Below are 10,621 nucleotides of genomic sequence, written 5' to 3' on the forward strand. Positions count from 1 at the left end.
AGGATCAGCGGGACACTGTGGCGTCAACCGTCACCCCTGCCATTGCGGAGCGAACTCCGGCAGCTTCGAGGGCCTTACGATATGCCGCTGTCTGTTGCGCTCTCGACCCGACCCTGCCGTAAAGGTCGCCCAGCTCCCGCCAGCAGCGGGCGGCCTGCCGGTCGGAGCCGAACACCGGCCGGTCGAGCGTGTCGAGCAACTGGTGCGCGTTACGCAGGTGCCCCGAGGCGTCGACGTCCTGGTCGAGCGCGACGGTGGCCAGCACGAGGTGGGCCTCGGCGGGCGTCGTGCCCGAGCGGTCGTGCGAGAGCCCCAGAGCGGACACGGCCAGCTCGCCGGCCCGCACCGGGTCGCCGGCCCGCAGCCGGACCCGCGCGTGGACGATGAGGCTCTCACCGTGCTCGCGCATGTTGGCGGGGAACACGGCGAACGCCTTCTCGGCGGCCGCGACGAACTTCTCGGCCTCGTCGATCGGCGCCGTGGCCAGCCTGGACCAGTGCATGGCGGCCCGGGCGAGCTGAAGCGAGAGGCGGGCCTGGCGGCCTGCCATGATCGCGTCGTCGGCCAGGCGCACGGCCAGCGCGGAATCCTCGCCCGCGGCGGCGGCCGCACTCGCGTGCCACAGTGCCCGGATTTCTCCGGAACGGTCCACAACTTCAGGTATGCCGGTCATGTCCAGCACCCGCTTGACGTAGTCGAGCGCGGGGGAGTCGCTCTCGCGCTCACTACGCGCTTCGACCAGCGCGGTGGCCAGATCGACGGCGATCTCACCCTGCCCGATCGAAAGCCGGTCGGCCTGCGTCAACGCCGCGGCGGCCAGATCGCGGGCCCGCAAGCGGTCACCCGCCCGCTGGTAGCAGCGGCTCAGCGCGATGGTGAGTGGAAGGTCGGCCAGCCGCTCGGGATGAGCCGCTGCCTCCCTGCGCAGGCGTTCGAACGCCTCCACCGCCTGGCCCAAACGGCCCTGGGCTTCGAGCGCACGTGCCCTGCCGAACCGCGCGTGCGCGGTCAGCATGGCATTCTCCTCGTCGGCCGCCTTCACGATCTCCGTGAAGCGGTCGGCGGCGACGGACGGGTCTCCATGCTGCAGCTCAAGCTCGGCGTGTCGCAGGCCGAGCTCGGTGTCGATGCGCTGCCGAGGCTCGATCCCGTGAAGGAGGAACTCGGTCGTGCACCCCAACCGCTCGGCCAGGAGCCGGGCCACCACTGGAGTCGGCGTGCGCTTGCCCGACTCAATGAGCGAGACATAACTGTCAGACAGGTCGGGTCCGGCCAGCTGGGCCTGAGACATCCGCCTGTTCAGCCGCAATCCTCGGACGCGGTCACCGATGGTTCCCTGACTCGGCATCTCATCTCTCAAGGCGGGGAAGGGTCAACAACACGCAATGATTGCATGAAGTAGCCGAATCTGGTATCCCCGCGTGAAGAATTTGCCACGCGGAGATTAATCGTCGCTGTCGTCCTTGCTGGGGAAAAGCATCTGACAGACCTCGAGGTAGAGCGTCTCCGGATACGGAATGTACTCCACGGTGGAGAGGGCCTGGTCCTGACCGGCCGACTCCAGGATGAACTCACCGTAACCGAGCATGCGCCCAAGGAGAGATCTTTGGAAGCTCATGTCGGTGACCTTCCCCAAGGGCATCATCGCGACCTTACGCGTGATCAAGCCCGTGGTCAGCAACATACGCTTGGAAGTCACCACAAAGTAATCGACCGACCACTCCGCGACTTTCCATACGAAACGGATCAGAAGCAGGAGCCAGAGCCACCAGACGACGACGAGTGCCGTGCCGCCCGCCTCGCCGCCGCCGAAGAACTTGCTGAGCAGTCCGGCGATGATCAGGCCGCCGAGGACCTCGGCGACCGGACGCAGCAGGATGGCAGGGTGCCGTCGCACCATGATGACCTGTTGTTCGTGGGGGAGGAGGTAGCGGTTGACCGACGATGGAGCGGAGTCCCCGTGGGTCACAAGTCTCATGAGAGGCTGTTCACAAATTGAGCCAGCGAGTCGGCTGCGTTGAACACCGTGTCGAACGCTCCTCTCACCGCGTCCGCGGCGTCAGCTGGTCGCGCGAACAGGTAGTACGCAACAAATGCGATACCACCGTATGTGAGGACTTTTTTGACCTGCACCGTCGCCTCCGTGGCACTTACCCACTCCACCCGTCCTATACATTACCCACCCCGATGCCGGGGTAAAGGTAACTTGGCGGGTTAGTTCTGATCTTGCTTAGCCCCGCTCGCTGGCCACCAGAGCCAGCACGTGAAGATGCTTGCGCGCGATGCGCTCGACGAGACTCGGATGGGCGTAGCCGGTGACCTCCAGCGCGCCGTAGTGCGCTGCTTCGACGCAGCGCGTTACGGTGGTCGCGGAGTGAATGCCGGCGAACTCGTCGCACAGCACCGTCTCGACGTCCGCGTACGGAGCCGGGTCCGCCTCGGTGTGATCGCTCATCGTGCTCCCCCACGCGCATGCGGAAGTTGCCTTCCTATCTCTTCATACCCACCCAACCACAGTATGTAACGAAGTGATGGCTGCGCGTAATGAGATGGCGCTTTTGGGCGGCCGGTCCCGGTCGCGGCGAGGGTCAGACGACGCCGTAGAGCCGGTCGCCGGCGTCGCCGAGGCCGGGCACGATATAGCCGTTCTCGTTGAGCCGCTCGTCGAGCGCCGCGGTGACCACGCGGATCGGCTTGCCGGAGTTCGCGAACACCTTGTCCATGTGGGCCAGCCCTTCGGGAGCGGCCAGCAGGCACAGGGCCGTGACGTCGACGGCGCCCCTGTCAAAGAGGAACTGCACGGCCGCCGCCAGCGTGCCGCCGGTGGCCAGCATCGGGTCGACCACGTAGCACTGCCGCCCCGACAGGTCGTCGGGCAGCCGCGTGGCGTAGGTCTCCGCCTGCAGCGTGGACTCGTCGCGGATCATGCCGAGGAACCCGACCTCCGCCGTGGGCAGCAGCCTGGTCATGCCGTCGAGCATGCCGAGCCCGGCGCGCAGGATGGGCACGACGAGCGGGTAGGGCTTGGCGAGGCGGACGCCCCGGGCTGAGGAGACGGGCGTCTGGACGGTGACGTCGGTGACGCGCACGTCGCGCGTGGCCTCGTACGCGAGCAACGTCACCAGCTCGTCCGCGAGCCTGCGGAAGGTGGGCGAGTCGGTGCGGACATCGCGCAACGTGGTTAGCTTGTGAGCCACGAGCGGATGGTCGACGACGAGGGTCTCCATAAGGGGCAACGCTATCTTGTGGGGAACGTACCGGCACCTCACGCCTTTGGTTTTGATCACAATTTGGTCGGAGAGGCACACGCCTAGTGGCTGGTTCTGGAACGATTGGGTGCTGGTGATATCTGTCGTGTCAGAGGTCGGGTGGGTATGGCGATGACAGACGAAGACGCTCTCGACTTCGCCATCGTGGTTTATCGCGAGGACGGCTGCTGGGACGCCGAGCTGCTGCCGGTCACGCTCACGTCTGACCTGCAGGGGCTGATCCACGCCCTGAGGCAGCAGCCGAGCGAGAGCGGCACGATTGGGCTGGTCGCCGTGGGGGATGAGTTCTTCGTGGCGCTGCGGGTCCTCGGCGATCGGGTGGACGTCTTCCTGTCCGACATCGCCGCTTCCTGGGATTTCCCGCTCGCCCGTCAGGTCCTGCACTATCTCGACGTCCCCGTGCCGGACGAGGAGGAGCTCGACGAGATCCTCCAGGACGAGGAGACCGTGCTCCCGGCGGGAGATCTGTCGATCTTCGCCGATCTCGGCTTGGACGAGATGGAGCTGGGCATCCTCTCCGGCGACATCGATCTGCTTCCCGAAGATGTGCTGTCCAGCATCGCCGCGCGGCTCGGCTTCTCCGAGCCGTTCGAGCGTGCCATCGAATCGGTCTTCGGCTGACCCCCCTGGAGCGCGGACATGGCGTCCACCACCTTCTCTGCGGCCTTTGTCAGAACGTCCGACGGCTGGAGCGGCGCCGAAGTCGATCTCAGGGACGCCGAGATCGTCGACGATCTCGGCGACGCCGTCACGGAGGTGCTGGGGCTCTCGGGTGATGAGCTGGCCCTGCTCTGCGTCGAGGTGGAGGACGAATGGTTCGCCATCGCCCGCTACCGGGGCGAGGAGGAGCCGCGGGTGTTCCTCTCCGACGCGCACGCGATCCTCACCGACAGCCTGGGCGAGCTGTTCGCCGAGTTCGCCGGCGTGGCGCCCGACAAGGAGAGCAACGGCCTGGGCGTGCGCCCGGCGGGCGATTTCGAGCTGCTCAGCGACCTGGGCGTGAGCTCCGAGGAGCTGCTCGAGCTCAGCATGGAGGAGGGCCTGCTGCCCGCCGACATCCTGTCGGTGATCGCCGAGCGGCTGTCGTTCGCCGACGAGCTCGACCGGCTGCGGTGACACGCTCGCGGTGACACACGAGGAGGCCATGCGCCTGGCCCTGGCCGAAGCCGCGACGGCGGGCGCCAGAGGCGAGATCCCCGTGGGCGCCGTGGTGCTCGATCCGCTCGGCGAGATCCTGGCCGTGGCGGGCAACGACCGCGAGTCCGCCGCCGACCCGACCGCCCACGCCGAGGTGCTCGCGCTGCGCCGTGCCGCCGCGCGGCGCGGACAGTGGCGGCTCGGGGGCTGCACGCTCGTGGTGACGCTGGAGCCCTGCACGATGTGCGCCGGCGCCGCCGTACTGGCCCGGGTGGACCGCATCGTCTACGGCGCCACCGACGAGAAGGGCGGGGCCGTCGGCTCGCTCTGGGACGTCGTACGCGACCGCAGGCTCAACCATCGGCCCGAAGTGATCATGGGCGTGCTGGCCGAGGAGTGCGGTGAGGTACTAAAGCGGTTCTTCGCCACTCGCCGGATCCGGTAAGCTCGTGCGCGGTGGTGTCGCCTAGTGGCCGAGGGCGCACGCCTCGAAAGCGTGTGATGGGGCAACTCATCCGTGGGTTCAAATCCCACCACCACCGCCGACGCCGAAGGGCCTCCGATCTCGGGGGCCCTTCGGCATGTTCCGGGAGAATCCGCCGGAGGGCGGGCACAAAAAAAGGGAGCCGCGACCGGCGGCTCCCTTTTTCCTATTTTCAGGTGGGCAGCTCCAGGACCCTGGCGTGCAGGATCGATCGTTGGTGCAGTGCGGCGCGCAACGCGCGGTGCAGGCCGTCCTCCAGATAGAGCTCGCCCTGCCACTGCACCACGTGCGGGAAAAGGTCCCCGTAGAACGTGGAGTCGGCGGCGAGCAGTGAGTGCAGGTCCAGCATGGCCTTCGTGGTGATCAACGAGTCGAGCCGGACCTGCCGTGGAGGGATCTGCGCCCACTCTCGGTGAGTCAGACCGTGTTCGGGATAAGGGCGTCCGTCGCCGACAAGCTTGAAGATCACCCCCCTGATTTTAGGAGAGATTCCGATTCCTTGCGCTATCCGGCCGGATCAGCCCAGGTCAGACAGAGCACAGTCGGCCGGTGCGCCGTTTTTGTAGCCGCGTTTGAAGGCGTTGACGCGTTGTTCCGAGCTGCCGTGCGTGAACGATTCAGGATCGATTCTGCCGGTGGTGCGTTGCTGGATTCTGTCGTCGCCGACCGCGGCCGCGGCGTCGATGGCTTCGGCGATTTCCGTCTCGGTGAAGGGCTTGTCGTAGAAACCGGTCTTGATCGCGTTACGGGCCCAGACGGCGGCGTAACAGTCGGCTTGAAGCTCGACGGGGACCGAACCGCCCGACTTGAGGACGTCGCGCAAATTCTGGACGTGGTGCCCGTACTCGTGGGCGATCACGTACGCCCGCGCGAACGGCCCGCCCTTGGCGCCGAACTGGCTCTGGAGCTGGTCGAAGAAGCTCAGGTCCAGATAGACGCGCTGATCGGTGGGGCAGTAGAACGGCCCCACGGACGAGTCGGCCGCGCCGCAGCCCGTGCTGACGTCGCCCGAGTACAGCACGGTCTTCGCCGCGCGATAGTCGGCGAACTCCTGCCGCCAATAGTCCTGGATGCTGTTGACCACGCCCACCACCTGGCACCGCTCGGACTGGTCGGCGTCCTTGCCCGTCCGGCACTGCTCCGAGAGGTTGGACGTGGGCTGCCGCTGGGCGGGCTCGTCGCCGCCGCCCACGTTGTTCAGGACGAACACCAGCACCAGCACGATCACGCTGACGATCCCGCCGCCGCCGATGACCATGCCGCCGGGAAAGCCGCCGCGCCCGCCGCCGCCGCTTCCTCCGGCGTCCTCCACCTGTGAGGGGTCGAGCTCGACCTGGTCTTTGAAGTCCATGCTGACGTCCCTTTCTGGGTACTGCCCGCAGGACAACTGCCCCAAAGAACGCCCGGCTACCGGCAAAGCGCGCGTCTAGATGCCACCGGTGAACGTGTCGCACCGTTTGGGGTCGCCGCTGTCGTAGCCCGTGCTGAACCACCTCTCGCGCTGCTCCGAGGTGCCGTGGGTGAAGGCGTCGGGGGTCACCCGGCCGCGCGACCGCCGCTGGATGCTGTCGTCACCGACCGCGGCGGCCGCGCTGAGCGCCTGGTCGATGTCGGTCTGGGAGAAGGGCTCGTCGTAGAAGCCGGTCTTGACGGCGTTGTGCGCCCACACCCCGGCGTAGCAGTCGGCCTGGAGTTCGAGGCGTACCGAGGCGCTGCCTGCCCCCGGGCGGTTGTCGCGGCTGAGCCTGTTCATGGTGCCGAGCAGGTTCTGGACGTGGTGCCCGTACTCGTGGGCGATCACGTACGCCTGCGCGAACGGGCCGCCCTCGGCCCCGAAGTCGCGCTGGAGCGTGTCGAAGAAGCTCAGGTCCAGGTACACCTTGCGGTCCGCGGGGCAGTAGAACGGCCCGACGGCCGAGTCGGCCACGCCGCAGCCCGTGCGGACCGCCTGGGAGAACAGCACGGTTTTGGCCGGCGTGTACGCCTTCTTTCCGCGTTCGGCGAACTCCTGCCGCCAGTAGGACTGGATGCTGTTCACCGTCCCGACGATGCGGCAGTCCTCCGACTGGTCGGCGTCGGCGCCGGTCTTGCACCGTTCGGCCAGGTTGCCGCTCGGGGAGGGCGGGGGAGGGGCGCTCGGCTGCCGCCCGCCGCCCTGCTGCCCGCCTTCTTCGCCGCTGAAGGGCGTGGGCACCAGCCCGAACAGGAACAGCGCCGCCACCCCCAGGATCAGCAGCAGGCAGCCGCCGCCCTTGCCGCCGATGGGCAGCGCGCAGCCGCCCGGCATCCCGCCGCCCCGGCGGCCGCCCCCGCCCCCCGATTGCGGACCTGAGGCTCGTACGTCCTCGACCTGCGACGGGTCGAGCTGCGCATCATCGTCGAACTGCATGTTCTCCCCCGAACCACACCTTTCCCTGTGACGATGCGATTACGCCAGGTAGCGGTAAGTGCATGATTTTCATTGATTTGTCGGATAATCTGCCGATATGACGGGTGGCTTGATCGGGATCGCATTGGTGTCGCTGGGCATGGTTCTCACGCCGGGGCCGAACATGATCTATCTGGTGTCGCGGTCGATCACGCAGGGGCGCCGCTCCGGGCTGATCTCGCTGACGGGCGTCTTCCTGGGCTTCACCGTCTACCTGACCGCCACCTGCCTGGGGCTGACGGCCGTCTTCGCGTACGTGCCGGCCGCGTACACGGCTCTCAAGCTGGCCGGGGCCGCGTACCTGCTCTGGCTGGCCTGGAACGCCGTCAAGCCCGGCGGCGCCTCGGCCTTCCAACCGCGTGAGCTGCCCGAGGAGAGGCCGGGCAAGCTGTTCTCGATGGGCCTGCTGACCTGCCTGCTGAACCCCAAGATCGCCATTCTGTACCTGTCGCTGCTTCCGCAGTTCATCGACCCGGCGATGGGCCACGTGCTGCTGCAGAGCCTCGCCCTCGGTTCCGTGCAGATCGCCGTCGGGACCCTGGTCAACGCCCTGTTCGTGGTCACGGCGGGAAGCCTGGCGGCGTTCCTGGCCCGCCGCCCGGTCTGGATCCGCGTCCAGCGCTACGTCACCGGCACGGTGCTCGGCGGCTTCGCCATCAGCATGGCGACCGACCGGTCCAAGGCCCTCGTCGCCTCCTGAACGGGCTCACCGGTCGAACCACCGCGCGGCCGGGGCCCCGCACAACTGCGCGAACGCCACCGCGGCGAGGATCACCCCCAGCACGTTCCCGGGGCTGACGCCGTTCGTGACCCGCCAGATGCCCAAGAGGATCAGCAGGAACTCGACGACCAGCCCGAAGACGCGTACCCAGGCGCGCCGGGAGACGATCCGCGTCGCCAGGAACCCGATCAGCGAGATCGTCACCAGCGGCACGGCCAACGCGAACAGCAAGGCCCCCCGTACGACCCCCACCGGCGCGCTCCCCAGCAGGATGAACAGCAGGAACAGGCCGACCATCCCCATGACCGTCTGGATCCACATGCAGATCCTGGCCACGGACACGGACCGGGGCATCGCCTCGCTGCCACCAGGCTCGGACATACGAGCCTCCCATCCAGGGGCGGCGATTGACGCGCCGAGCATAGGACCGCCCCACATGGTCATGTACGGGAACGCCGGGCTCGTAGAGTTCCGGTCATGACCATTCACCCGCCGGAAATATCGGCATGTGTCACCCGAGCGGGGCGACCCGCGTTCGTCGTCAACGTCGAGGTGCTGCTGGAACGGGACGGCCGCTGGCTGCTCATCCGGAGGGGTGCCCAGGAGGCCCACGCACCCGGGATGCTCGCCGGTGTCGGCGGGAAGGTCGAGGCCGAGGGCGCCGGAGCCGACGTACTGGAGGAGACGGCACGCCGGGAGGTGGCCGAGGAGATCGGCGTCGAGCTGGACGGGGTCGAGCTCGTTTATGTGGAGAGCGGGTTCTTCGTCACCGACGACGGCGATCCGGTGATCAACGTGGTGTTCCGCGGCGCGTTGCCGGCGCACGCCGAGCCGGTGGCCGCGTCGGCGGAGGAGGTGGCCGGCCTCGTCTGGCTCACGGCCGCCGAGGCCGCCGCGGACTGCCCGCCCTGGCTCGCGCGCAGCCTGCGACGCGCGGCTTCGTGACCGCGAACGCCCGGCCTTCCTTCGACCGGGCCGCCCGCCGCGACAGGTTGACCGGGTCGTCCCGCCGCTTCAGGTCGAGTCCGGGTCGACCGTCGCTACAGGTCGAGCTGCAGCGTCACCCTTTGATGGGTCGGCACGTAACCGAGCCCGTCGTTGACGGCGCGCATGTGGCGGTTCCCGTCGGCGGTGTCGGTCAGCAGGCCGTCGAGGTCGGGGTAGCGCTCACGTGCCCGCCGGACAGCTTCGGCCTTCATCCAGCGGGCCAGCCCGTGCCCGCGATGCGCGGGCAGCACGCCGGTGCCGTAGTGCTGGGCGTCGCCCTTCCCGTCGCCCGGGACCACCAGCTCGGTGAACCCGGCGATGGAGCCGTCCGACTCGGCGACGGCGGCGACGGTGTGGAGCAGGTCGCCCCGGTTCGCGATGGTCCGCGCCGCCTCGCGTACGCGGTCGACGTCCCAGTGGACGGTGCCGTAGTCGGTGTCGTCCATCGGCATGTCGTCCATGGCGTGGCGGGAGGCGGTGAACGTCTCGGCCAGCTCGTCGGGCACGATCCCGTCCCACGCGACCAGCCGGTAGCCGGGATGCGGGCTGTGCGCGATCTCGCGCAGGCCGGCGAGGTCGGTTCCGGCCAGCGACAGCCGCGCGTAGGTCAGCGTCAGCACCTTCCGGAAACCGCGCGCCACCAGGAAGGCGTCTCCCGGCGAACCGGGCTCCACCTCCGCGATGACGCTACGCCGCCCCTCTTCCCGGGCGGCGGCCACCGCGGCCGTGAGCAGAAGGGATCCGACGCCGGCGCGCTGCTCGGCGGGGTGCACGTGGAGATCGAGCTCGGCCAGATGATCCTGGCCCGCCTTGGTGAACAGGCGCAGGAACGCCGACCCCGCCGGTACGCCGGTCGGCAGGGCGGCCAGCCAGGCGAGGCGCCGCGCGGACGAGGTGAGCTGAGGATCGATCAGAGGGATGATGCGAATCGACACGCGGTCTCCGGGTTGAGGAGGTCGGGAATGGCAGAGCTGCGAATTCGCGGCTGAACGGTCGTGCGCATCTGCTGCACACCTCCTCCTGGTACGGCCTCGGCATCGAGAACGGCCTGGCTACGGCAGGTTACCTGGCCGTGGAATCACCACTGAGGGTCGGTGGAGATCTCGCCGGAGGGGTCGGGATTCCAGATCTTCTCCGCGGCGGAGGCGGACGAGGCGGCCCCAGCGGCAAGGCCGAGCGCGAAAAGACCGGCCGCGGCCACAACGGCGAGCTTCCTGAGCAGCCTGACGTGTGTCACAAGACCTCCTGTGCGATACGAAGACGCAGGGGCTGATCGTATTGGACACAGAGATCGCGACACAAACCTCCATACATGGCTGTATGTGCCGATCCTGGCGAGTCGTTTGTAAGGCACCTGTAAGCCTGTCTGTCTATACATGCACATGTGAACCACGACGCCGGAAGCCTGACGGCAGACGGCGTTCCATCCGCGATCGCCGCAAAGGGCTCGATCGCTCCACTCAATGCCGACTTCGTGAAGGAGGGCAGCGCCCCTCGTGACGCTGGAGATCAGATTTCTCGGTCCGTGGCAGGTCCTGGCCGGTGGCGAGCCGATCCGGCTGGCCGGGCAGCGGCGTATCGGTGTGCTGGCCAGG

General features: G+C 68.0%; 15 protein-coding genes and 1 tRNA gene. 6 read left to right on the plus strand and 10 right to left on the minus strand.

Features of this window, described 5'->3' with window-relative positions; all coding sequences use genetic code 11:
* Positions 1 to 4: 4 nt before the first annotated feature.
* The 4 genes from AB0I15_RS58905 to upp form a co-directional block, all read right to left on the minus strand.
* Complete coding sequence (locus tag AB0I15_RS58905; protein ID WP_358117765.1) at positions 5 to 1,348, minus strand: helix-turn-helix transcriptional regulator; 1,344 nt, start codon at positions 1,346 to 1,348, stop codon at positions 5 to 7.
* Positions 1,349 to 1,444: 96 nt separating this feature from the next.
* Positions 1,445 to 1,978, minus strand: a complete 534-nt coding sequence (locus tag AB0I15_RS58910) for a PH domain-containing protein (protein ID WP_080044211.1) — start codon at positions 1,976 to 1,978, stop codon at positions 1,445 to 1,447.
* A 252-nt stretch (positions 1,979 to 2,230) separates the two neighbouring features.
* Positions 2,231 to 2,455 carry a hypothetical protein gene (locus AB0I15_RS58915; protein ID WP_358117769.1) on the minus strand — a complete coding sequence of 75 codons (225 nt, stop codon included), beginning with the start codon at positions 2,453 to 2,455 and terminating at the stop codon, positions 2,231 to 2,233.
* Between the two features lie 133 nt (positions 2,456 to 2,588).
* Positions 2,589 to 3,227, minus strand: coding sequence for a uracil phosphoribosyltransferase (gene upp, locus AB0I15_RS58920; protein ID WP_358117771.1), 639 nt, complete (start codon positions 3,225 to 3,227; stop codon positions 2,589 to 2,591).
* A gap of 153 nt (positions 3,228 to 3,380) precedes the next feature.
* Here upp and AB0I15_RS58925 point away from each other — a divergent pair, with 153 nt between their 5' ends.
* The 4 genes from AB0I15_RS58925 (at position 3,381) to AB0I15_RS58940 (ending at position 4,948) form a co-directional block, all read left to right on the plus strand.
* A complete protein-coding gene (locus tag AB0I15_RS58925; protein WP_358117774.1) occupies positions 3,381 to 3,890 on the plus strand; it encodes a tRNA adenosine deaminase-associated protein in 510 nt (169 codons plus the stop codon).
* 18 nt (positions 3,891 to 3,908) lie between these two features.
* Positions 3,909 to 4,385, plus strand: a complete 477-nt coding sequence (locus tag AB0I15_RS58930) for a tRNA adenosine deaminase-associated protein (protein WP_358117777.1) — start codon at positions 3,909 to 3,911, stop codon at positions 4,383 to 4,385.
* A 10-nt stretch (positions 4,386 to 4,395) separates the two neighbouring features.
* On the plus strand, positions 4,396 to 4,851 hold the full coding sequence (tadA, locus tag AB0I15_RS58935; RefSeq protein WP_358117779.1) for a tRNA adenosine(34) deaminase TadA: 456 nt from the start codon (positions 4,396 to 4,398) through the stop codon (positions 4,849 to 4,851).
* Between the two features lie 10 nt (positions 4,852 to 4,861).
* A tRNA-Ser gene (locus tag AB0I15_RS58940) sits at positions 4,862 to 4,948 on the plus strand.
* A gap of 114 nt (positions 4,949 to 5,062) precedes the next feature.
* On the opposite strand, the gene AB0I15_RS58945 is transcribed toward AB0I15_RS58940, so the two are convergent.
* The 3 genes from AB0I15_RS58945 to AB0I15_RS58955 all read right to left on the minus strand — a co-directional run bounded on the left by AB0I15_RS58945 (position 5,063) and on the right by AB0I15_RS58955 (position 7,279).
* Positions 5,063 to 5,359, minus strand: a complete 297-nt coding sequence (locus AB0I15_RS58945; RefSeq protein ID WP_358117782.1) for a type II toxin-antitoxin system VapB family antitoxin — start codon at positions 5,357 to 5,359, stop codon at positions 5,063 to 5,065.
* Between the two features lie 48 nt (positions 5,360 to 5,407).
* Complete coding sequence (locus AB0I15_RS58950) at positions 5,408 to 6,241, minus strand: neutral zinc metallopeptidase (protein ID WP_358117786.1); 834 nt, start codon at positions 6,239 to 6,241, stop codon at positions 5,408 to 5,410.
* Between the two features lie 75 nt (positions 6,242 to 6,316).
* On the minus strand, positions 6,317 to 7,279 hold the full coding sequence (locus tag AB0I15_RS58955) for a neutral zinc metallopeptidase (protein WP_358117789.1): 963 nt from the start codon (positions 7,277 to 7,279) through the stop codon (positions 6,317 to 6,319).
* A 97-nt stretch (positions 7,280 to 7,376) separates the two neighbouring features.
* Here AB0I15_RS58955 and AB0I15_RS58960 point away from each other — a divergent pair, with 97 nt between their 5' ends.
* Complete coding sequence (locus AB0I15_RS58960) at positions 7,377 to 8,018, plus strand: LysE family translocator (protein ID WP_358117791.1); 642 nt, start codon at positions 7,377 to 7,379, stop codon at positions 8,016 to 8,018.
* 6 nt (positions 8,019 to 8,024) lie between these two features.
* On the opposite strand, the gene AB0I15_RS58965 is transcribed toward AB0I15_RS58960, so the two are convergent.
* Positions 8,025 to 8,420 carry a hypothetical protein gene (locus AB0I15_RS58965; RefSeq protein ID WP_358117793.1) on the minus strand — a complete coding sequence of 132 codons (396 nt, stop codon included), beginning with the start codon at positions 8,418 to 8,420 and terminating at the stop codon, positions 8,025 to 8,027.
* Positions 8,421 to 8,516: 96 nt separating this feature from the next.
* Between AB0I15_RS58965 and AB0I15_RS58970 the strand changes: the two genes are divergently transcribed.
* Positions 8,517 to 8,984, plus strand: a complete 468-nt coding sequence (locus AB0I15_RS58970; RefSeq protein ID WP_358117796.1) for an NUDIX domain-containing protein — start codon at positions 8,517 to 8,519, stop codon at positions 8,982 to 8,984.
* Positions 8,985 to 9,079: 95 nt separating this feature from the next.
* On the opposite strand, the gene AB0I15_RS58975 is transcribed toward AB0I15_RS58970, so the two are convergent.
* Both AB0I15_RS58975 and AB0I15_RS58980 read right to left on the minus strand, forming a co-directional pair.
* Positions 9,080 to 9,961, minus strand: a complete 882-nt coding sequence (locus AB0I15_RS58975) for a GNAT family N-acetyltransferase (protein ID WP_358117799.1) — start codon at positions 9,959 to 9,961, stop codon at positions 9,080 to 9,082.
* Between the two features lie 143 nt (positions 9,962 to 10,104).
* Positions 10,105 to 10,263 (minus strand): hypothetical protein, encoded by a 159-nt coding sequence (locus AB0I15_RS58980; RefSeq protein ID WP_358117802.1) that lies wholly within the window; start codon positions 10,261 to 10,263, stop codon positions 10,105 to 10,107.
* Positions 10,264 to 10,621: the final 358 nt, after the last annotated feature.

The sequence above is a fragment of the Nonomuraea sp. NPDC050643 genome, from assembly GCF_040654715.1.
Lineage (GTDB): Bacteria > Actinomycetota > Actinomycetes > Streptosporangiales > Streptosporangiaceae > Nonomuraea.

Bases quoted from the DNA above. Each gene is read 5' to 3' on its own strand.
- AB0I15_RS58905 (WP_358117765.1), bottom strand. From the start codon at position 1,348: ATGCCGAGTCAGGGAACCATCGGTGACCGCGTCCGAGGATTGCGGCTG.
- AB0I15_RS58910 (WP_080044211.1), bottom strand. From the start codon at position 1,978: ATGAGACTTGTGACCCACGGGGACTCCGCTCCATCGTCGGTCAACCGC.
- AB0I15_RS58915 (WP_358117769.1), bottom strand. From the start codon at position 2,455: ATGAGCGATCACACCGAGGCGGACCCGGCTCCGTACGCGGACGTCGAG.
- upp (WP_358117771.1), bottom strand. From the start codon at position 3,227: ATGGAGACCCTCGTCGTCGACCATCCGCTCGTGGCTCACAAGCTAACC.
- AB0I15_RS58925 (WP_358117774.1), top strand. From the start codon at position 3,381: ATGACAGACGAAGACGCTCTCGACTTCGCCATCGTGGTTTATCGCGAG.
- AB0I15_RS58930 (WP_358117777.1), top strand. From the start codon at position 3,909: ATGGCGTCCACCACCTTCTCTGCGGCCTTTGTCAGAACGTCCGACGGC.
- AB0I15_RS58950 (WP_358117786.1), bottom strand. From the start codon at position 6,241: ATGGACTTCAAAGACCAGGTCGAGCTCGACCCCTCACAGGTGGAGGAC.
- AB0I15_RS58955 (WP_358117789.1), bottom strand. From the start codon at position 7,279: ATGCAGTTCGACGATGATGCGCAGCTCGACCCGTCGCAGGTCGAGGAC.
- AB0I15_RS58960 (WP_358117791.1), top strand. From the start codon at position 7,377: ATGACGGGTGGCTTGATCGGGATCGCATTGGTGTCGCTGGGCATGGTT.
- AB0I15_RS58965 (WP_358117793.1), bottom strand. From the start codon at position 8,420: ATGTCCGAGCCTGGTGGCAGCGAGGCGATGCCCCGGTCCGTGTCCGTG.
- AB0I15_RS58970 (WP_358117796.1), top strand. From the start codon at position 8,517: ATGACCATTCACCCGCCGGAAATATCGGCATGTGTCACCCGAGCGGGG.